The organism is Sinorhizobium sp. CB7 (assembly GCF_041357635.1).
GTDB lineage: Bacteria > Pseudomonadota > Alphaproteobacteria > Rhizobiales > Rhizobiaceae > Rhizobium.
On record NZ_JAULLL010000001.1, the window covers coordinates 1 to 19,909 of the forward strand.

General features: G+C 58.3%; 23 protein-coding genes. 12 read left to right on the forward strand and 11 right to left on the reverse strand.

Annotated features, from left to right (window positions below; translation table 11 throughout):
- Nucleotides 1-156 precede the first annotated feature (156 nt).
- Nucleotides 157-399 (reverse strand): hypothetical protein, encoded by a 243-nt coding sequence (locus AAE029_RS00005; RefSeq protein WP_371070731.1) that lies wholly within the window; start codon nucleotides 397-399, stop codon nucleotides 157-159.
- An 813-nt stretch (nucleotides 400-1,212) separates the two neighbouring features.
- Here AAE029_RS00005 and AAE029_RS00010 point away from each other — a divergent pair.
- The 4 genes from AAE029_RS00010 to AAE029_RS00025 are packed head-to-tail and all read left to right on the forward strand — an operon-like array spanning nucleotide 1,213 to nucleotide 5,006.
- Nucleotides 1,213-2,805: a hypothetical protein gene (locus AAE029_RS00010; protein WP_371070732.1), complete on the forward strand. Its 1,593-nt coding sequence runs from the start codon at nucleotides 1,213-1,215 to the stop codon at nucleotides 2,803-2,805.
- Nucleotides 2,806-2,851: 46 nt separating this feature from the next.
- Complete coding sequence (locus tag AAE029_RS00015) at nucleotides 2,852-3,070, forward strand: hypothetical protein (protein WP_371070733.1); 219 nt, start codon at nucleotides 2,852-2,854, stop codon at nucleotides 3,068-3,070.
- 14 nt (nucleotides 3,071-3,084) lie between these two features.
- On the forward strand, nucleotides 3,085-4,269 hold the full coding sequence (locus AAE029_RS00020) for a YcaO-like family protein (RefSeq protein WP_371070734.1): 1,185 nt from the start codon (nucleotides 3,085-3,087) through the stop codon (nucleotides 4,267-4,269).
- Nucleotides 4,266-5,006, forward strand: a complete 741-nt coding sequence (locus tag AAE029_RS00025) for a TfuA-like protein (protein ID WP_371070735.1) — start codon at nucleotides 4,266-4,268, stop codon at nucleotides 5,004-5,006. The genes AAE029_RS00020 and AAE029_RS00025 overlap by 4 nt, the downstream gene beginning before the upstream one ends.
- 86 nt (nucleotides 5,007-5,092) lie before the next feature.
- Here the strand turns inward: AAE029_RS00025 and AAE029_RS00030 are convergent, their stop codons facing one another.
- The 4 genes from AAE029_RS00030 to AAE029_RS00045 form a co-directional block, all read right to left on the reverse strand.
- Nucleotides 5,093-5,878 (reverse strand): sugar phosphate isomerase/epimerase family protein, encoded by a 786-nt coding sequence (locus tag AAE029_RS00030; protein WP_371070736.1) that lies wholly within the window; start codon nucleotides 5,876-5,878, stop codon nucleotides 5,093-5,095.
- Nucleotides 5,875-6,885 (reverse strand): hydroxyacid dehydrogenase, encoded by a 1,011-nt coding sequence (locus AAE029_RS00035; RefSeq protein ID WP_371070737.1) that lies wholly within the window; start codon nucleotides 6,883-6,885, stop codon nucleotides 5,875-5,877. The genes AAE029_RS00030 and AAE029_RS00035 overlap by 4 nt, the downstream gene beginning before the upstream one ends.
- On the reverse strand, nucleotides 6,882-8,738 hold the full coding sequence (locus tag AAE029_RS00040) for a DUF2264 domain-containing protein (RefSeq protein ID WP_371070738.1): 1,857 nt from the start codon (nucleotides 8,736-8,738) through the stop codon (nucleotides 6,882-6,884). Before AAE029_RS00040 ends, AAE029_RS00035 begins: the two co-directional genes overlap by 4 nt.
- A gap of 131 nt (nucleotides 8,739-8,869) precedes the next feature.
- On the reverse strand, nucleotides 8,870-9,892 hold the full coding sequence (locus AAE029_RS00045; protein WP_371070739.1) for a LacI family DNA-binding transcriptional regulator: 1,023 nt from the start codon (nucleotides 9,890-9,892) through the stop codon (nucleotides 8,870-8,872).
- 152 nt (nucleotides 9,893-10,044) lie between these two features.
- On the opposite strand from AAE029_RS00045, the gene AAE029_RS00050 reads away from it, so the two are divergent.
- Nucleotides 10,045-11,340, forward strand: a complete 1,296-nt coding sequence (locus AAE029_RS00050; RefSeq protein ID WP_371070740.1) for an ABC transporter substrate-binding protein — start codon at nucleotides 10,045-10,047, stop codon at nucleotides 11,338-11,340.
- A gap of 125 nt (nucleotides 11,341-11,465) precedes the next feature.
- On the opposite strand, the gene AAE029_RS00055 is transcribed toward AAE029_RS00050, so the two are convergent.
- Nucleotides 11,466-12,164: a BON domain-containing protein gene (locus tag AAE029_RS00055; RefSeq protein WP_371070741.1), complete on the reverse strand. Its 699-nt coding sequence runs from the start codon at nucleotides 12,162-12,164 to the stop codon at nucleotides 11,466-11,468.
- Between the two features lie 531 nt (nucleotides 12,165-12,695).
- Between AAE029_RS00055 and AAE029_RS00060 the strand changes: the two genes are divergently transcribed.
- From AAE029_RS00060 to AAE029_RS00080, 5 genes are all read left to right on the forward strand, one after another.
- Nucleotides 12,696-12,884, forward strand: a complete 189-nt coding sequence (locus AAE029_RS00060; RefSeq protein WP_371070742.1) for a hypothetical protein — start codon at nucleotides 12,696-12,698, stop codon at nucleotides 12,882-12,884.
- Between the two features lie 153 nt (nucleotides 12,885-13,037).
- A complete protein-coding gene (locus tag AAE029_RS00065) occupies nucleotides 13,038-13,202 on the forward strand; it encodes a hypothetical protein (RefSeq protein ID WP_371070743.1) in 165 nt (54 codons plus the stop codon).
- A 434-nt stretch (nucleotides 13,203-13,636) separates the two neighbouring features.
- Nucleotides 13,637-14,215 (forward strand): nutrient deprivation-induced protein, encoded by a 579-nt coding sequence (locus tag AAE029_RS00070; protein ID WP_371070744.1) that lies wholly within the window; start codon nucleotides 13,637-13,639, stop codon nucleotides 14,213-14,215.
- A complete protein-coding gene (locus AAE029_RS00075; protein ID WP_371070745.1) occupies nucleotides 14,208-14,627 on the forward strand; it encodes a phage holin family protein in 420 nt (139 codons plus the stop codon). Before AAE029_RS00070 ends, AAE029_RS00075 begins: the two co-directional genes overlap by 8 nt.
- Nucleotides 14,624-15,640, forward strand: a complete 1,017-nt coding sequence (locus AAE029_RS00080) for a nutrient deprivation-induced protein (RefSeq protein ID WP_371070746.1) — start codon at nucleotides 14,624-14,626, stop codon at nucleotides 15,638-15,640. Before AAE029_RS00075 ends, AAE029_RS00080 begins: the two co-directional genes overlap by 4 nt.
- 202 nt (nucleotides 15,641-15,842) lie before the next feature.
- Here AAE029_RS00080 and AAE029_RS00085 read toward each other — a convergent pair whose 3' ends face one another.
- Together AAE029_RS00085 and AAE029_RS00090 are read right to left on the reverse strand one after the other, a co-directional pair.
- Nucleotides 15,843-16,046: a hypothetical protein gene (locus AAE029_RS00085; protein WP_371070747.1), complete on the reverse strand. Its 204-nt coding sequence runs from the start codon at nucleotides 16,044-16,046 to the stop codon at nucleotides 15,843-15,845.
- Nucleotides 16,047-16,055: 9 nt separating this feature from the next.
- Nucleotides 16,056-16,238, reverse strand: coding sequence for a hypothetical protein (locus AAE029_RS00090; RefSeq protein ID WP_371070748.1), 183 nt, complete (start codon nucleotides 16,236-16,238; stop codon nucleotides 16,056-16,058).
- A 577-nt stretch (nucleotides 16,239-16,815) separates the two neighbouring features.
- On the opposite strand from AAE029_RS00090, the gene AAE029_RS00095 reads away from it, so the two are divergent.
- The gene (locus AAE029_RS00095; RefSeq protein WP_371071512.1) at nucleotides 16,816-18,108 is read left to right on the forward strand and encodes an SDR family oxidoreductase; all 1,293 of its coding nucleotides are present in this window, start codon (nucleotides 16,816-16,818) and stop codon (nucleotides 18,106-18,108) included.
- A complete protein-coding gene (locus AAE029_RS00100; protein WP_371070749.1) occupies nucleotides 18,108-18,575 on the forward strand; it encodes a DUF2269 family protein in 468 nt (155 codons plus the stop codon). The genes AAE029_RS00095 and AAE029_RS00100 overlap by 1 nt, the downstream gene beginning before the upstream one ends.
- 44 nt (nucleotides 18,576-18,619) lie before the next feature.
- On the opposite strand, the gene AAE029_RS00105 is transcribed toward AAE029_RS00100, so the two are convergent.
- The 3 genes from AAE029_RS00105 to AAE029_RS00115 form a co-directional block, all read right to left on the reverse strand.
- Nucleotides 18,620-19,072, reverse strand: coding sequence for a hypothetical protein (locus tag AAE029_RS00105; RefSeq protein WP_371070750.1), 453 nt, complete (start codon nucleotides 19,070-19,072; stop codon nucleotides 18,620-18,622).
- A 270-nt stretch (nucleotides 19,073-19,342) separates the two neighbouring features.
- Complete coding sequence (locus AAE029_RS00110; RefSeq protein ID WP_371070751.1) at nucleotides 19,343-19,645, reverse strand: hypothetical protein; 303 nt, start codon at nucleotides 19,643-19,645, stop codon at nucleotides 19,343-19,345.
- Between the two features lie 115 nt (nucleotides 19,646-19,760).
- Entirely contained in the window at nucleotides 19,761-19,892 is a 132-nt protein-coding gene (locus AAE029_RS00115) for a hypothetical protein (protein WP_371070752.1), read from the reverse strand.
- Between the last annotated feature and the right edge of the window lie 17 nt (nucleotides 19,893-19,909).

The following is a 19,909-nucleotide window of genomic DNA, read 5'->3' on the forward strand; positions in this document are numbered from 1 at the left end:
CCGTGCGTCCGCACGGCGAAAAGACTCCTTCATACCGATTGCCTGAAGCCCAATCTATGTGAGCGTGGGATCGGCGGAATGTGCCCTGCATATTCACCTTCACGGAATTCCACCTCGCCATCAATATGGACAACCTCGTGGTCGAGGCGGGGAGGTTCACTCCATATCTGGGTCCAATTTTGGTCGCGCAAACACCTGAGAGGACTCGGGGAACATCGACTTCCAGAAGCTCGTTGCGTTAAAAGCCCAGCTGAATTCAGGGTTAAGGCGGCGATCCGGCATCTTGACGACTGCTTCGATAAGCAGTTCGGCATCACGCAGCTTCAGATTGACGTTGTTCGCGCGCAGGATCTCCAGCACCGCCGATGCGCGATCGGGGGCGTCAATCGAAGACCTCACGATCTGCTTATAGCTGCGGGCCTTGAAAAAGATCGCCTTTGCGGCTGCGTATTGTCCTTGCGGTAGCATTTGAGCCGAAGGAAGGGGCCTCCTCTGTAGGATGTCATGGGATGTAAGTCGCGCGGTCAATTTGTAAGAAATCTATTCATTCCAATCAGCGCCTGAAATCTACCACAACGTTTGTGTGGCACAAGCATAAACGCCGATGTTGAATTTCTGGACATATTCGGACAAACTGCGCTTCGAATTGCACTCAGCAGCTTCTATTATCACGGGCGCGTGTCAGGTCGCAGTTCTGTTGCATGAGTATCTTATGGGCGAGGATGCTGATCGATCTTGTGGGGCACTCAACGGATAAAATGACTTTCTTTCTGGAAACCTTCGGACGCTTGCGGCTAAAGACTCGAAGGTTTGAAAATATTCTGTTCCTCGTCATGTCAATGACTGGCGAGCGGAACACCTATATGAATATGAATAACTGAGGCGGGTGCAGTTTATTAGAGTGACGCCCTTACGGAAGCACTCCCGGCGGAATGGCTGATGACATATAAGTTAATAACTTTCGGACAGTTGAGGCTTGTCGACGAGGTCGGACAGGCTGCGTCCTTTCCGGACAAAGCTCTCCTTATTTTATGCCATGCCCGTGCCAATCGTTGGGTACAAAAATCCAGAGCCGAGATCGCGCGTTTTTTCTGGGGGGACATCGATCAGGCGAGAGCCTATGCCAATCTGCGAAAAGCCGTTACTCGCATTTTGGCGAGACAGGCGGACCTCGGTATATCGTTTTTGCAATTCTCAAGAGACACTATCAGTGTGTCTCCGAACACTTATGCCTCCGATATGGACAATCTGCAGCCAATCGAAAAGGTTGCGCCGCTGGAGCTTTTTCTTCAGATCGCCGGCACGCTGGAAAGCGATTTCCTCGTTGATATGACGTTTGAGAGCCAGGGTCTGGCGAGTTGGGTCGAACATCAGCGCGAGGGACATTTGTTGCTGTTGCGCGACGCCTTGCTGAAGGTAAATGATCTGGACGAGCCAGCTCACAAAACGACTTTCAAATCGGCTGCGTTGAAGATTCTCGATCGGTATCCCGCCGATGAAGCTGTACGGGAAGCTTTCACAAAGGTCTATGGCGATCTGGGTTCCATCCGGAGACGTGCGGCGGCAGCTATTCCGAAGAGGGTTCCCGCAGCAGCCCTTTCGACATTATCCCCCTCCGTAGAGGTTCCGGCATCGATCAATGACGTGACCGATCGGCCACCGCGAATAGTGTTGTTGCCGCCGGCCGCCTCGACCCACCCCGCGGCAATTTATGCGACCGCGTTGATCGAGGATGTAACGGTTGGGCTGTGTGCATTTCGGTCAGTTTCCGTCCTCGCGCCTTACACGGCTGCGCAGATCAGCCAGCGAACGGACAAGCCTCTTGCATACGAGCGCTATTCGATCAGCTATGTTCTTGATACGCGTCTCATGGAGGAAGGTAGCGGGTGCTCGTTGTTTGCGCAGCTCATCTTCTTCGGCAGCGACGAGATCATCTGGGCAGAACGCTTCGACGTTTCAGATGCCTCGCTGATGCATTCACGCCGAGAACTGGCGATCAGGATCGCGTCGGCAATTTCCGACCAGATCATCGGCAATGAATTCCAACGCATCTTTTTCGAAGAAAATGGTACTGCCTACAGGAATTTCCTGCTGGGGCAGCACACACTCAACCGGCTCGATCTTCCTCAGGTACGGCGAGCTCGGAAGCACTTTCGGGAGGCGTTACGAGAAAACGGGCACTTTGCGCCGGCACTCAGTGGCGTCGCCCGCAGCTTCTTCTTCGAATGGCTTTTGACCGCGCGCGGCGACAGTGAACTGCTGACGACGGCAGAGCAGCATGCAAAGGATGCGATTGCAGCCAATACGTCTCTGGCGGCGGGCTATCGGGAGCTCGGCGTCGTCAAGCTCTATCAGCGACGATACGACGAAAGCATCGAATTCCTGCAACAGGCTGAGAGCCTCAGCCCGCACTATGCCAATGTCATCGCCAGTCATGCGGACACGCTTGTGCAGGCGTCCCGCCCAGGAGAGGGTCTCGAGAAGATCAAGCTGGCGCTCGATCTCAACCCATTGGCACCAGACGAATATTTTTGGACCGCGGCCGGAGCCAGTTATTCGCTCGGCGAATATGAGCAGGCGCTGGGCTACATCGATCAAATGAAAGATAAGCTACCGGCAGATCGCTTGGCTGCGGCAAGTTGGGGCATGCTTGGCAACACGCGAAAGGCTAAGCAATTCGTTTCCCGGACATTCGAAGTTCATCCGGGATTTGACCTCGAGAAATGGATGGCGATCGTGCCGTTCAAGGAAGATTGGCAAAAAAAGCATTATTTCGAAGGGCTACGGAAGGCCGGTTTTCGGTAGCAAGGCAGCAAGCCGGCAAATCGCAAAGAAAGGGAATAGAATTATCATGGCTAAGGTTTTGGTTATTGGCATTGCTGGAGAAGATGGTCTTTATCTCGCCGATCTCGACGCCGGGACGATTTCAAAGATCCCCGCTCCAACGCAGGGGGCGCTTGCTTCTGCCGACCAACTTCGGGCTTCCGGCGCTGTCATTACGAAGGGCGTCAACCTCGCAGTCACGGCACAGTCGACCGCATCCGTTTCCGGCGGTTTCATGGACGGCTGACCCGGTCGCGTTCAATGGACGATTATTCAGATCGTTCCTGTCAAGCAGAGGAGACATTCCGCCGGATTGAGCCCTATCTCGCCCAGGCGGGCGTCACCCGCCTGGGCCGGCTGACCGGACTGGATCGGATCGGCATCCCTGTTTGGAATGCGATTTCGCCGAACGCCCGCTCGATCGTGATCAACCAGGGCAAGGGTATCACGGACATTGATGCCAAGGTTTCCGCCGCCATGGAAGCGTTGGAGCGTTCATTTGCATGTTCACCGGCGATCGCTCGACGATCGTCTTCGCTTGGCGAACTTGCGAACGCTGGCGAACGTTCACAAACGCTTACCTGCCTTCTTAGCAGTGGGAAGCAAGAACCCACCGAAGACGAGACCCTAGAGTGGGTCAGCGGCTTTGACATTCTCAACAATGAGCCGGTCTGGGTCCCATTTGACGCGGTAGTCCTGGACCGAACACGCTTGGACAGCCGCTACTGGCAGTCATCCGATGGGCTCGCCTCCGGCAATACCGAAACTGAAGCGATTCTGCACGGATTGCTTGAGCGTATCGAACGCGATGCCTATGTCTTGTGGAGCGTCGCGCCGACAGGTTTTAGAGAGCGGCTATGCGTTAATCCCCGCTCGTTCTCAGACCCCGTCATCGACAGTTTGGCAACGAGGATTGACGATGCAGGGCTTCAATTGAAACTCTTCGACATCACCAGTGATGTTGGCGTTCCGAGCTATTCGGCATTCCTCGCGGCGCACGATATTCTCCAGCGCCCGACACCTCGATTTCACGACATAACGGTCGGACATGGTACACATCCAATCCCGTATCGAGCGGTGATAAGGGCCCTCACAGAAGCGGCACAGTCCCGGCTCACCTATATTAGTGGCGCACGCGATGATGTCTTTCATGAGACGTACAAACGGCCGCTTGCACCCGAGACTCTCGCTCTTTTCAACGCCGCCGCGCAGGATGCCCAGCCTCAGGCCGGTCCCAGATTCCAAAGCTTGCAGCAACTGCTAGCCTTTGTCAGCAATAGACTTGCGGCCCGCGGGATCCGGTCGGCAATTTCCGTTCCTCTCGCGGGAGGCGATGTCCCGTTTTCCGTTGTGAAGATGCTGGTCCCTGATCTCGAAAATCCGGAAGGTCTGCGGAAGTATCGGTTCGGGCAACGCGCTTTGTCGCGCAGTCTGGAGTTTACATGAAGGTCGTCTTTGTCGGGCCAAGCTTACCAGATGCTGCGACCTTCGTCGAAACCGGCATAGAGATTCGGCCGCCCGCAGTACAAGGAGACATTCTGGACGCTGTGAAATCGGGCGTTTGCGCTATTGGTCTGATCGACGGCAATTTCGAGTTTGTCGCTCCCGTCTGGCACAAGGAAATCTTGTTTGCTCTTTCCATGGGCGTTCGAGTGTTGGGTGCGGCGAGTATGGGAGCTCTTCGCGCTTGCGAATGTGCCGCATTTGGAATGGTAGGAGTTGGAAAGATCTACGAGGATTATGTCAGCGGGCGCTTGGTCGACGACGCTGACGTCGCTCTCCTGCATGGGCCACGCGAGCTTGGCTGGATTCCACTGACAATTCCGATCGTCAATGTCACAGCGACCCTTGATTGGCTATGGGCCCGGAATATGCTTACGCCTGACGAGGTCGCCGCTCTGTCTAATGCAGCAGGGCAAATTTTCTACAAGGACCGTACGTGGGCCAACATTGTTGAAAGGGCGGACCTGCCCGCCTCAACCGAACGGATCCATGTGCTCCAAATGCTTCGCTCGGCGGCCGTCAATGCTAAGGCATCCGACGCTCGCCTGCTTCTCGATCACTTGGCTGCGGCACCGTTGCAGCGCTCAACTGTACAGCCAGTCTGGGAATTCCACGCAACCAGCATGTGGCACGCTCTAGGTGTGAGCTCTCAGGAGGTTGTTCATTCGGAGCGGATTTAGGAGACCAGGCGATCTGTCGGCGCAAAAGTGGGCGCGGTCATTGATCTATCTCAAGCACGTGGGCGACGGATATCAAGGGCAATAAACTAGCCCCGCAGGAGCCGCCTTAGCGTGGCAGCGTCGGCCAGGAACGCATCGGGATCGTCGCCGGTGACGAATTCGAGCATGGCGAAACGCGGCCCCTTCCAGCGCGAGTCCGGCATGGCGGCAAGAATGCTCCGCCAGTAGTCGGCGGCGTTTGACAGCGGAAAGCGGTTGCGATTGCCGTCCCAGGCAAAGACGTGGATATGAGAGACGTGCGGACCGACGCGCGCGATTTCCGTGAGTGCTTCGTCGAGCGGCAGGCCAGGACGGGGCTGCCAATAGAGATAGACATTCTCATGCGCGACGGCCTCGATCAGGCTGAGGGCTGAAGAGGTCTCGTCGGTCAGCGAGTTCGGATGATATTCGAGGGATACCGTAATGCCGAACTCTGATGCCGCCTCACCCATCTCACGGATGAGGGAGACAGCGACCCGTCTTTCGGCATCGCTGTAGTCACCGGAATCGCGCCCGCGCGTGCCCGGCCAGATGCGAATGTTCGACGCGCCGAGAAGTTTGGCTGTTGCAAGCGCTTTGGAGAAGACTGCGAGGTCATCGCTCGGTGGCGCCACATATGATCCGTAGGAGATCGCCATGCGAGCGTCACGGGTCAGACGACCAACGTTCTGGGCAGCGACTTCGTCGCCCGGCGGGACGTGAACATCGCCGGCCCATTCGATCGCGGCGAGCCTTGCCTCCAAGGCGAGGGGAACGATCGCCGCCGGCCTCAGGCCACGAAACGTGACGGTGCATAGAGCAGGTTTGAAGGGCGCCGGTCTGGATCCTGTCATGCAATATGCTCCAGATCGTGTCTGCGGATTTCATAGAGCAGGGGCTCACCCGCAACGAAGCGGGCGACTTCATCGACGGCCATCTCGCCGAGACGGGCCCGCTCGAGACCGACGGCGCCGGCGATATGCGGCGTCAGGAACACGTTCGGCAGATCGTAGAAAGGTGACGTCCGCTCTGGAATTTCGGGATCGGTCACATCGAGGATCGCATCGATATGGCCGATCTGGAGGATATCGAGCAGCGCGGCTTCATCCACCAGCGCGCCGCGCGCCGTATTGATCAGGGTTGCTCCCTTCTTCATCCGGGCAAGCCGGCCGGCATTGATCATGTGCCGTGTTGCGGGAAGCGAGGGCGCATGGAGAGAAACTATGTCGGCGCTTCTCATGAGCTGATCGAGATCGGCTTTTTCCGCGCCAAGCGCCTGGGCCTCCCGTCCGTCGACCATCGGGTCGTAAAGCAGGATCCGATAATCGAACGGGCGCAGCAGCTCCATCACGCGCCGCCCGATCCGCGAGGCTCCGACAATGCCGACAGTCCGGTGGTAGTTGCCGATCGCTTCCGCCTGTAGCGGATAGGTGCGGTTACGATCCCGGTCGGCCACATAGAGATCGCGGAAGCGGAAGACCTGCTTGCCGGCAAAGATGATGGCCGCAAGCGTAAATTCGGCAACCGGCAAGGCATTCGCCTGCGCCGCATGGCTCACCCTGATCCCTGCTTCGAAGACGGAATTGTCGAGCAGCTCCTTCACCGTGCCGGCAGCATGGGCCACCAGCTTCAGATGGGGGGCGTGGGCAAGTGTGTCGGACGTGACAGGCGGAGCGCCCCAGCCGGTGACGAGGATTTCCGTCTCGCCGAGCAGTCGCCGCGCGCGCTCATCGTCGAAACGCTCCATCGGGTCCGTATCCAGGACACGCCCGATCGTCTCCAGACGCCTGATAAGCGCTGGCGGCAAGACATGCTGCGTCCGCTCCGGCTGCATGGCAAAGGCGATGGCCGGACCCGTCATGGCATCTGCCCCGGGGCTTGAATGGCGCTGACGGCGACGCCGAATTTTTCCGTCATGACCCTCAGTGAATTGAGATTTGGTGCCGTTGGCGGCTTGGCCCACAGGTCCGACAATGCGGAGGTTCCCCGCAGCGCCAGCACGGCGCAGGAAAGAACAGTCTCTCCCGCCGGTATCCGGCCCCGCAATTGTGGAATCAGCGTCTTGGCCACGATCACATTGGTATTTGGCGGCGCCTTCTGGACGAGCCCGTCCCGTTTGATCGTGGAATCGAGATCAAGAATACCGCTGAAATCCTCCAACCCGACAGCATAGGCCAGCCCCTTCGCCGAGACGAGCGTGTCGGCATCGAGATCGCGTCTGGCGATAGCGAAACCCCCTTCGGCCGTCTGCAGCGGCCTCGGGGTCACGATCCGGTGGACCCGAATGTGCCAGTCGTTCGCAGGAACGAGCCAGGTTTCGATGCTGACATCCGGCCACGGAGACCATTTCGAATAAAGAGTTTCGCCGGCGAGCTTGGCCTCTTCATTCGTTTCCCGGACCCGATAGTGAATGCCGTCATCGCTGAGAGCGAGCATGGAATCGAAAGCGCCGCCCGCAAACCCACGCTCATCGCTCTCGACGCTGAAGCCGTAACGCGCCGAATAGGCGAATTTGGCGTATTTCTCCGAGCCGAAGCGCATCTGCAGGTTTTCCTGGCCCGACGAGAGCGCGATGGCATCGTCCTTCCCTCGTATCACAACCATTCCTGGATGGCGTTGTGCGATAACTGCGCGCTCGTCGCCCAAGTGTTTTTCATCCGCAGTCCAGAAAGGGTGATCCTCTGCGAGGGCGAGCGGAAGGAACGCCTTGAACGCCCAATAGGGCGAGCCGGCCGAATTGTAGCTTTCCGACATCAGGAGGTTCGGATAGCCGAATCCGATCGAGAGAACGCCGTCGCGGTTGGCAATCGGCTTGTCCGCCCACCATCGGAGGTGCCGCAGGCAAAGGCCCTTGATCTCGCCCCAGGGCAGGGCCTCGAGATCTGCGAAGGCGAGCGCCGACCAGAATCCGGCACAGGCGAAGCGATAGGTGAGGCTCCGTCCGAAGGGAATGGTTGCGCCATCCTCGGCAAACCAGTGGCGGAAATCTGCGGCAAAAAGCGCCGCGCGCTCGCGATAGCGTCGCGCATGATCGTCGTCGACAAGCTTCGAATAGATCAGTCCGTAAAAATGCATCGCGAAGGGGATGTAATGGTCGATACGTCGGACATTGCCGTCGCGGTACCAGCCGTCGGCGATATAGAAGCCATCGAGCTCCTTGAGATAGGCTTCAGTCAGGCTGCGATCGAAATCGACACCGAGACGATCAAGCGCGATATCGACGAAGATCCGGAAGAATTTCCAGTTATTGTCCGCATAGTCGAAGCGCCGCGTGTGCTTCAGATAGGCGACAAGATTGTCGCGTGCGCGTCCATCGAGCGGTTCCCAGATCTTTTCCGGCACCAGTGCGAGCGCGAAGCCGAGTGCGGCAAGCTCGACCATGCGCTGGTCGCGCCCGTTGACGGCACCCCAATATTCCGGATGGGTCGGATCAGTGCCGTTGGCGAGCCCCTCGGCGTAACGGTCCCAATGGGCGAAATTGCCGCCGCCGGCGCCAAAGGGTGCCAGGCCCCAGAGCGGACGGGCGAAACCTTCGAGATCGGCGGCCGCGCGGTCGAAATGCGCCGCCGCCGCGTCGAGACGCACACGGGCATTGCCTTGCGAGAAATAGGGCAGGAGAGGATCGAACAGGTCGATCAGCGCCCGCCGCATGTCGGTGCGGCTTTGCAGGGGATTGCCGGCAAGAGGGTTGGCGCTGGCGGGATCATAGGTCATCGACTGGGCTCTTCTCTAGAGCAATTCCAGGAAAACTGCGAAGCGGTTTTCCGTCCGAATTACGTAAAAACAAAGGGTTAGAGCGGTTCTGCGATTCAAAGAAAAGCTGAACCGCTCTACGGGAGGCGGGATCAGCTCTCATTCGGAAGGGTGCCTCCGGGCACGGGCACGACCGCATGGCAGATCTGGCGGGCGGGCGCGCTCCTGTCGCGGAAACGGGAGATCATCAGGCCGACCGCTTCCCGCCCGAGGGCGGCGCGGTCGACGCGCATCGTGGCAAGGCGTGGGTTCGTCATCAGAGCGCAGGGCAGATCATCGAAGCCGACGATCGCAAAATCCTCCGGAACGCGCCGTCCGATCTCGCTGACCGCGTCGAGCACGCCGACCGCTATGAAGTCGTTCATGCAGAAAGCCGCAGTGAAGCCCGGATTCTCGGCGAGCGCTTTCAGGGTCGCGGCGTGTGCTTCCTGGCTGGCGCTGCCGTGAAAGGAGAGGCGCACGAGACGGCCTTCTCCGCCTTCGACGGACGCCACCGCCGTTTCGAAGCCACGTACACGCTCGCGGATCGTATGCCGGTGCGAACCGGTCACATGCAGGATGCGCCGATGGCCTGCGGCGATCAGCCGGTTCGTCGCTTCATAGGCACCGAAGAAATTCGAGGGCGACACGCCGTCGAACCGCAACTTCGGATCTGTGCCGTTGACGAGGACGACAGGAGTGCTGCTCTCCTCCAGCCATGCCCGCAGCTCATCCGACGGATCGATCCCGACGAGGAAGAGGCCATCGGCTTCGGCGGTTCGCAAATAGTCCTGGACGTTTTCTGACGACATCCTGGCTTCGCGGACGAGCCTCACGTCAAACGGCATTCCGCGTTCCACCGAGCCGGTGCGCAAGCCATCCAGGATGCCTTCGTAAAAGACGCTCAGTCCGCCGGTGGCGCTGTCACTTGCGATCAGGGCAAGCGCTCCTGATGTCGCAGCCTGTGCGGATTTCAGCGGATAACCAAGTTCGGCTGCGACCTTGAAGATCTGCTGCCGGATTGCGTCGCTGATTCCCGGCTCGTTTGCGAGAACACGCGAGACCGTCGACACGGAAACTCCGGCTTTGGCGGCAATGTCGGCCTGGCGAAGGCGTTTTGTCGATGTCTCGTTCATGCGGCAAAGATTATGCAAATTATGCAAATTTGCAAGAAAAGAATAATTTGTTGCAAGCGGAAATTTTTGTGCGTAATCTGCCGGCATGTGTCCGCTAAAACGAGACGTGGAGGAGCGTCCCGGACAGGGTCAGCAAGAGGAGGAGGAAACTCATGCGACTGAATCGCCGCTCATTCATGATCGGAACCGCCGGCGCCGCAGCTGGTATCGCCTTTGGAGCAGCCGGTTCGCTACCGGCGTTCGCGGCCGAGACCCAGTTGCGGGCGATGTGGTGGGGATCGAACGACCGCAACAAACGCACGGTCGACGTTGCGAAGCTGTTCCACGAAAAGAACCCGGATATCACTGTTGTCGGCGAGACCATCAGTGGCGACGGCTACTGGACGAAGCTTGCCACGCAGATGGCGAGCCGGGATATTTCCGACGTCTTCCAGCTCGAGCCGAGCACGATATCGGATTATTCGAAGCGGGGTGCATGCCTTCAGCTCGACCAGTTCGTTCCGTCGACGCTCAAGGTCGATTCTTTCGGCAAGGACATGCTCAAGCTGACGACGGTCGGTGACCATCTCTGGGGCGTGGGCCTTGGGCTGAATTCGTTCACGCTCTTCCTCGACACGACCGTCTTTGACAAGCTGGGCATCAAGGTGCCCGGCCCGGACATGACCTGGCAGGAATATGCCGATTTGGCCGTCGAATTGACCAAGGCGTCGGGCAGAAACAACTATTGGGGCGGGCCCTATGGGGCACGCTACAATTATGTCTTCGATGCCTGGCTGCGCCAGCGCGGCAAGAGCCTTTATTCGGCCGAGGGCGGCCTCGGATTCGGCGTCGACGACGCCAAGGAATGGTTTACCTTCTGGGAGGACCTGCGCCAGCGTGGCGGCACCGTTCCGGCCGATGTCCAGACGGTCGACCAGAACACGATCGAAAGCAATTGCTTTGCGATGGGCAAATCTGCCATGGGCATGGCCTACTCGAATCAGTTGATCGGCTATCAGCTTCTGTCGAAGAACAAGCTCGCGATCACCATGCTTCCGCGTGCGCAAAAAGGCGGGCCTTCCGGCCACTACTATCGCCCGGCGCTGATCTGGAGTATCGGGGCGACGACTGAAAACGGAGAGGCCGCCGCCAAGTTCATCGACTTCTTCGTCAATGATGTTGATGCCGGCAAGATTCTGGGGGTCGAGCGCGGCGTGCCGATGTCGCCGAAAGTGCGCGAAGCAATTCTGCCCACGCTCAACCCGACGGAACAGGCAACGATTGAGTATATCAACCTGCTCAAGAACCAGGTTGGCGACTATCCCTCTCCGGCTCCTGTTGGCTCCACCGAGTTCGATCAGAAGGTCCTGCGGCCGACCGCCGATGAACTCGCCTTCGGACGCACGAAGGTTGCCGAAGCTGCGGAAAAGCTGGTCGAGCAGGGCAAGGCAAAGCTGCGGAAGGGCTGAGGGACGGCTGTGCGGAGCATGATGTCGGGTTAATGACAGCTGAAGCCCCTGGCTGATAACTGACGGCCAGGGGCCATATGCCTGAGCCGAGTTGCCCGGCAGGCCGAGCCGAAGCTCCTCCAGATTTAAGTAGCAAGATCTCCGACGTTCTCAGTGCCGGACCTTACCCGCAGATTGTTCTGCACGTGCGAGACGCCGAAGACGTCATCGACAATGTCTTCGGCACGCCGTTTGTCCTGGCGGCTGGACACAAAGCCGCCGAGCGTGACTTCACCGCCGGTGACCGAGACTTCGATGTCGGACGCATCCAGGAAGGGGGCGTCGGTCAGGCGATCATTAACGTCTTCGAGAATCCGCTCATCCGCGCGCTTATAGCCTTTTGGGCCTTTGCCCCGGAATTTGTCCATCTCGCGGCGGCGGGCCGCCTGGTCGTCGCCAAACCAGGACGAGACTTCATCGCTGGCCCGATCCATAAAATCTCGCTGCGAACGTTGGCCGCGGTAGGGGCGGTCAAAATTGTACTGACGCGCATATCCGCGCTCCCGATCATCGAACGAATTATCGGCATAGGCGCGACGATAACCGCGATCCGAATAGCCATAGTCTGAATATCCCAGGTCATCGGTCGTCCAGTCATCGCGATCGTTGGCGAAGTAGCGATCTGGCTCATCATAGCGCGAACGACCGATATCGCGATTGGAGCCGTAGCGGTCCCAGTCCGCATATCCGCGCTCACGGCCGCCATAGCCGCGATAGTCTCGGTCCGTGTTGCGGCCACTACCGCTTCCATATCGGTTATTGCGGGTTTCATAGCCGTTTGTCATCGGTATTCCTCCTTTGTCTCTCGTTACTCTTGAGATGCTGGATCTTGGACATTGGCCGAACATCATGGACCGCCTGGGCCGCAAAGTGCTCCAACCTGCCCGATCGAAAAAAGTAGCTTCCTGCGGGGCGATCAGAACGCAGTTTAAGGCCTGTGCACCGCTGTTCTAGTGGTGCTTGCTTTGTTGACCGACGCCCGTGAGGATCGACCGTCATGGCTCGCCTCGTCCGTTCGAGGAAATGAAAATCGAACCAGGAGCGGATGCAAAAGTTCCGTGTCTGGACAGCAGTCTTTTGATTTTTCACTTCATCGGGAAGGCGGCGGTGGAACCGTGTTGCAGTGCTGGAGCGAGCCAACCGTAGTTGCAAAGGAGATGGAGACTGAAACTTTCGCCCGGGAGGATAGTTCGCTTCCAAAGTAGTAGATGAAAAGGCTCTCAAACGAGCTATGTCAGAGGATCGAGACCCCGAAACAGAAGCCGAGTTTTACGCCGAAGCGCGCGCATCCTCGGGAGTGCCCAGAACTATTCGCCGTGGCCTTTGACCAGCCAAACCGCTGGAACAACCGCAAGCCCGGCAAGGGTAGATTTCCGGGATACGGTATCGTGCGGATGTTTGGTCCGCACCTGATCCAGCTCGCGTTGCATGATCCCAAGCTCAGTTCGACTTTTCATTCGACGGATGCCGCCTTGGCAGCACTTCGCTCGGTACAGAAGCAGTAGTGCGTTTCCTTGACCAATCGGTCCGGATTTCGTGAGCCGGTGAAAACTCGGCCGATCGCGGTGGAAGCAGTGCGTTGCCCTGGAACTTTGATGGAGGACGCTGGTTTGGATAAGCCGTCGCGTTGATGGTTCCAGTCCAAGGAGCGAAAATCCATGGCAGCGAAAGCAGGAGAAAAGGCCCAAGCCACCGGCGACTTCCGATGTGCGAAATGTCACCATCAGACACACGTCGCCAGGGGTGAGACCATTCCCAAATGCCCCAACTGCGGCAACGACACATTCGACACCCGATATCACGAGCCGGGTAACAGGAGCTGATTGGAGATCGGAGCGACTCCACCTCGGGAGCAGCGGCGATACGACTCCGCTCTTCAAGCCTCATTCAGCGGGTATGGCATGAGTGATGCCGCAACCCGGTCAGCGCGCCAGTCCCAATCGGTATGCGGGTTACAGCAGACGTTTGCAGTTTGCCCTTTGATCTCGAACACGACGCCGGCTGGGACCTGCTCATCTTAGTGCATTTCCCGTGGAACCCGCGTCTTTACGCTAACCGTTCGGACGCCGCTGGAAACGGCTGTACCGCAGGCGAGCCCCAACCGTCGGCGACAGAAGTTCTCGTGAGGGCGGCAGGCAAAAACGATGACTGCCACGCCGGGAACAAAGAGTTTCATCCTGAGTTTGATCACTGATCTGCAGAGCATCGCTGCGATGCGGGATCCAAACACGAGAACCACAAAAAGGGGAGAACGACGATGAGCGAAACAGATGTCGGCCACAATATGGGACCGCAAACGGGAAGCGGAAGCGACCGTCCTGGGGGCGACAGCCAGACGTCGAGCACCGAAAGCCGCAACATCAAGGAGCTTCTGCAGGAGGACTTCAGTGATCTGAAACAGGCGGCCGAGGACAAGACGACGGAGATTTCACAAGCTGCGACGCGTGCCGCGGCCGAGCAGAAGAATTTTGCCGCCCGCCACGTCAGCAATGTTGCCGTCGCAATGAAAAAAATCGGCACGGAACTCGAACAGTCCGACGAGGCGGAGATCGGTCGATACGCTCGCCAAATGGGTGATTCCGTCGAGCGATTCGCCCGCGACATCAAGGATCGAAAAATCGGGGAAATCGCCAGCATGGCAGAGGATTTCGGGCGCAGGCAACCCGTTGCATTCCTTGGCATCGCGGCGATGGCCGGCTTTGCCGCAAGCCGCTTTCTCGGCGCATCGGCCGGGCGGGCGCGTCGCGCAACGACTTCCGAAACGGCATCGATCGAATCGAACACGTCGCTTGCCAGCTCATCGGACTATAGCTTGGAGGATCGCAACAATGGCTAATCATCGTGATGACCGCCCGCTTTCCGACCTGGTCGCAGGGTTGGTCTCGGATATTTCCGGCCTTTTCCGCAAGGAGATCGAGCTCGCCAAAACTGAGGCATCGGAAAAGATGTCCCATGCCATTGGGGGGATCGAAATGCTGCTGATTGGTCTCGTTTTCGCAATCGGCGCGATCGGCGTTCTCCTGGCCGCTGCGGTCAGCGGACTGTCTGCCTTTCTCATCGCTCGGGGGATTGTGGAGCCGACTGCCGACGCGTTGTCGTCGATCCTCATCGGCGCTCTCGTCGCCATTCTGGCAGGGGCCTTGATCTCGCGCGGTCTGACAATCTTGCGCGGCAGCAATCTGAAGCTTGATCGTACCGTAACGTCGTTGCGTCAAGACGCCAATGTTATCAGGGAGACGAAACCATGACTCGCGAAAACCAGACTTCGACAGATCTGCAGCGCGAGATCGACGCGGATCGTGTCCGTATCGAAGAAAAGCTCCACGCGATACAGGAACGCATGTCGGCGGGACAGATGATCGATGAGCTGATCGCCTACGCCCGCGACAGCGGTGGCGCCGACTATCTCCGGAATCTTGGCTCGGCACTGAAGACGAACCCCATCCCCGTCGCTCTCATGGGCGTCAGCATGGCATGGTTAATGGCAAATCCGGGCAAGGGCTCCGCCGGCGGTGAACCGAGCGCTGCCGACAAAGCGGAGGAATATCCACTCGCAACCATCACCGGCTCGGTTCGCCGCGTGTCTCCGGTGCAGGAAGATTTCGGCCAGCGCTACAGCCATTTTACTGACGAAGCGGGCTCTCGCTTCCGCGCGCTGACGGATGAGATGGGACGTCGTGCCGGCCATTTCGTCGACCAGAGCGGCAAGATCTACCGAGGCTTCGCCGATACCACAGGGAAACAAGTCCAAGACATTCGTGACGAGGCAGGCACCTTGTTCGACGAAGCCTCAGGCTGGGCCGCGGCATCCTGGCGTCAGCTAAGCAGCTCGGCGGATAAGCTACAGACTACCGTCGCCGATACCGGGCGAAAACTGGCGGAAGGATCAATGACGGCAGGCCGGACCGTACGTGACCAGAGTGTAAGGCTGAACGAGACGCTTTCGAAGCTGTTCCATGATCAGCCGCTGGTGGGTGGCGCGCTCGCATTCGCAGCTGGTGCTGCGGTCGGCGCCACCCTGCCCCATACCCCATCCGAGGATGAGGCCATGGGCGAGGCCTCGGACGCGATCCGCGGCAGTGTCGCCGCAAAGGCCGGTGAAGCGGTCGACCAAGCCAGCAGCGTGGCGGCGGACGTTTACGAGAAAGCTGGCGCCGTGGTGTCGGATGTCCACGACGCCGCCAAGGAGCGCATCGTGGAGGAAGCGCAAACCTATCAGCGCACTGACGATAGCAAGCAACCCACATCGCGGCAACATTAACCGATCCGGCTTGCACCTTCGGGAGCGGCACAATCCTGTGCCATTCCCCAGAAAACATGGTTCCGGCGGCCGAAGACAGATAGTGAGAGGCTGCGCGGGGCAGATCGGCCCTATTGATGATGAACAGCTGAACGCGGCATTTCGCCAGCGATGGGGTTGCGATCTCGATGGCGAACAGCGAATGGGATTGCAGGCAGTTATCTCAAGGCAATTGGCCGCCCTTTTTGCCCGGACTGTGGGTATGATGACTACCGCGCTCGCCGCCGCCCCCAGACACGCGGCTTTTCGTTCGGGCATTGTCATCGCCAGGCGGCTTTTTGATTTCGAGCGGGGCCTTGGCATTCTCATGTGAGGCGCCAGGTCCTCCTTGGCGGATACTTGCTGGCGTCTTGCCAGAGGTAGACATGGAGCTCTCCTATCGGTCCTGCTGATAACCTTGGTTGATGGTGTTGACCTTTGTGTTGCCCTGCTGGCCTTGTTTATCGGGGTTCGATTTGCTGCGGGCCGATGCGTCATTCTCATCGGTGTCATGGCGTTGCTCGCCAGGACCCTTGTGGCTGCGATTATCTGGGGGAGTTGGTGGAACTTTGCTGTTCATGGTAAGTGACTCCTCACTGATGCTGATCTATCCAACTGCGCATCATGTCTTAAGTTCCCGAGAATTAATTCGAGCTTCGCTGCGACGAACGTAGACGTCCCATGCCGCGTGCCTCGCAAGGGATGAGCATAGGGTGAAGCTGGTGTCTCCTGGTTGTGTGCAATCAACGACCGTCACTGCAAGCGCCGGCTTCGGGTCACGGACAGCACCGCATCGCGGCAGGTTATATGGCTTCATGGAACTGTGTGTCCTTGCAGCGGTTTAAGTTCGAACCTTCCGCTTAGATGGGCAGTGCGGAGAGGAGGAATAGATGGGCCGCACAGACATTTTGACAGGAGTCGCGCAACGACGATTCTGATCATCTCAATGCGTGGCCGCGCAAAGATTTGGCGACCAGCAATCGGTTTCGCTCGTAGCGAAGATGCGAAAACCGCAGAAAGCGGCCCGACTGAATGTTCGGATACTTACTGCTAACCGGATTGCCTGTACTGCCGTGGTTGCTTCCGCGAGGAGCCTGAAATGGCGGCGTGTCATATGCGGGAGGGCCCAAGCAGGCAGTCGAAGCAAGAGGCCGCTTCTGATGAGAATTCTTGTAGCCGGCGCAACAGGGTTGATCGGTTCTTCAATCTGTAGCCGCCTTATCACTGAAGGATATGACGTCACTGCTCTTGTTCGGCCAGGCGGCGGCCCTTTGCCAATGGGTGTCGCCACGATCGTCCGCCTCGACGTCTCTTCTGCTGTCGAGATCAGCGACTGGACCGTGATCCTCGAAGGCATTGATGCCGTGGTCAATTGCGTCGGCGCTCTCCAAGAAAGCTACCAGGACCGCATTACGGGTATCCATGTTTCCGGACCTGCGGCGCTCTTCCAAGCTTGCGAGCAGCTGGGCATCAGGCGAGTCATTCATTTTTCAGCCATCGGCGTCGATCGGGAGCAACCGACGGCATTCTCCGATACAAAAATTCGGGGGGACGATATTTTGATGGCTCGGGACTTGGATTGGGTAATCTTAAGACCCTCCGTCGTTTTAGGCTACCCTGCGTTCGGCGCAAGCGCGCTCATGAGAGGGTTGGCTGCAGTGCCGCTGATGCCTGCAATGCCTGAAACCGGTCCTCTCCAGGCCGTTCAACTTGATGACGTGGTGGCGACAGTCCTGAGGCTGCTTGCGCCGGAAGCACCTTCGAAACTTGTCCTTGAACTGGCGGGCCCTCAACAATTACAGTTCGAAGAAATCATTGACATGTTCCGTCAATGGCTCGGTTGGCCGCGAGCGCGGATAGTTGTTTTGCCTGCACCCCTTGCCTCCTTCCTCTATTTCCTGGGGGACCTCGCCGGCCGCCTAGGCTGGCGCCCGCCCATTCGAACGACGGCAAAACGCGAGATCATCCGCGGTGCGGTTGGCGATCCGCTACCGTGGCGTCAGGTGACCGGGATAGAGCCTCGTTCGCTGCATGAGGCGCTGCAGTCAAGACCACCAAGCGTGCAGGAGAGATGGTTCTCGAAGCTCTATTTCCTGAAGCCGCTGATCTTCGTGATCCTGGCCCTGTTCTGGATCATAACCGGCGTCATATCAATCACGGTGGGTTACGACCAGGGACTGGCCTTGATGAACGAGGCCGAGGCAACAATGTACGCCGCTCCAGTTGTTATTGCAGGCGGGCTAGCTGACATTGCCATCGGTGCGGCGATAGCTGTGCGCAGAACGAGCCGTTGGGGCCTATGGGGCGCGGTCATTCTTTCACTCTTTTACGCGGCTGCGGGCACATTTTTGCTTCCCAAGCTTTGGATTGAGCCCCTCGGTCCGCTTATGAAGATCTGGCCAATCCTAGTTCTTCACCTCGTTGCGCTGGCAATCCTCCAGGAGCGGTGATGATCTATTTCCTGTTGAAGTTCATCCATATCATAGGTGCTTGTGTTTTACTTGGAACGGGGGCCGGGATTGCGTTCTTTCTGCTTGTGGCGCATCGCACTGGAAAAGCTTCGACGGTCGCGCCTGTCGCGCGCATTGTCGTCTTGGCCGATTTTGTCTTCACGGCTACCGCAGTCGTACTTCAGCCGGTTTCGGGTCTCGCGCTCGCTTGGCATGTCGGCTATTCCTTGACCGAAAGTTGGATTGTGGTCTCGATCTTGCTTTATGTGCTGACTGGTGCCTTCTGGCTCCCGGTCGTCTGGATGCAGCTCGCGATGAGGGACCTGGCAATCGCGGCGGCTGAATCAGGGGAGGCCTTGCCTCAACGATACCACGACCTCTTCCGGCGCTGGTTCCTTTTTGGGTTTCCTGCCTTCGCCGCGGTTCTTGCCATAGTGTGGTTGATGATCACGCGGCCCAGCTGGTGATCAGTCTGAATGAAACAGGAAGCTGTAAAACAACCCGCGTTTAGCTAATCGATCTGGACAGGCAGGATCGTATTTACAGCCACTGTCCCCTCGATCACACCGCGTTCCAAATCGCGGCGGCCGTGTTCGATTTCAGTCACCTTGTAAAGTTTGTCATCTCGGAACGAGCTTGCATTCAACGTGGTCACGTCCTCCGCCGGAGCGGCGTCCACCTCCATGAAATCAAGTTCGCGGCCCGCCGCCACGATCCGGGCGTCTCCGGCTGTCCGTGCTGCCACGATAATGACACCATGGTTCTGGGCATTGTCCCAACGAGGGTCGTCGGCACGCGCGATCGGTTCCAGGCGGTAGACGTTCAGAGATTCGCCTGAAGCTATGGGTGCCGCTTCAGCTGCGGCATCCGCAGTCTGAGCCGCACTTTCAACCGAACGCCCAAAGGTGGTGGAGCTCGTCGCATTGTTGGGATCGTGACCACCATTTCTAACGACATTTGACATTGTTTTCGTCCTCCTTAAGCATCCAACGAGGGTCTTGCGTTCCGGTTCCATTCTAATTACCGGTGCGCCGCCATCTGAGGACGGCATCGCTTAGTGATTGCAGTGCCGGTCCACGTCGAATCCTCTTACAGCCTTATGGGGAGCTGCTGTGGCGCGAGCAATCCAGGCGGCGCTAAGCTGCAAGCCGATGATGAGCAATGCCATCACCGGCGATTGTGAGTCGTTTGAAAAGTGTCCAATGTGGTATTGGAGCCCGCACCAAGCCGACGGCTACTTGCAGCCCTGTCCTTGGGTTTCGTGGGAGCCGGTGGAGCCCTGAGCATTGGTTTGAGCCTGATCCATGCATTTCGTCGAATCGGGGGCTGTGCCACCCGTCGTGCTACCGGTCGTGTTCGGATCGGCCTTCATCGGGGAATTGCCGTCTGTTGAATTGCCCATCGGCATTTGCGTTCCGGTGCTGCTGTTGTTGCCCGGATCGTTCGGCTGTTTGGTGGTGTCTGAGGATGTTTGAGCAAGGGCACCGGCGGCCAAGCCCAACGTCAGAACGGCAGTTGCAAGAGTTCGGGAAAACATGAGCTTCTCCTGTTTGGATGTTTCAACACGTTGCAAACCTTGCGGCTAACTCATTGTTCCCAACAAAACTGGGTTCCCAACAAATCTGGCTGGTATTCGATTTGATCGAAGCTCCCTACTTGGACTGATCGATCGCATGGGGAGATGATTGGCCTGACCACTGATCAGCGGAGGGATGGGTTCCGACGAGCAACATCAAAGCGATCACCAGGACGACTGCTGCGACCACGACATAGCGCATCTTCATATCCGAGCTCCTTTCGG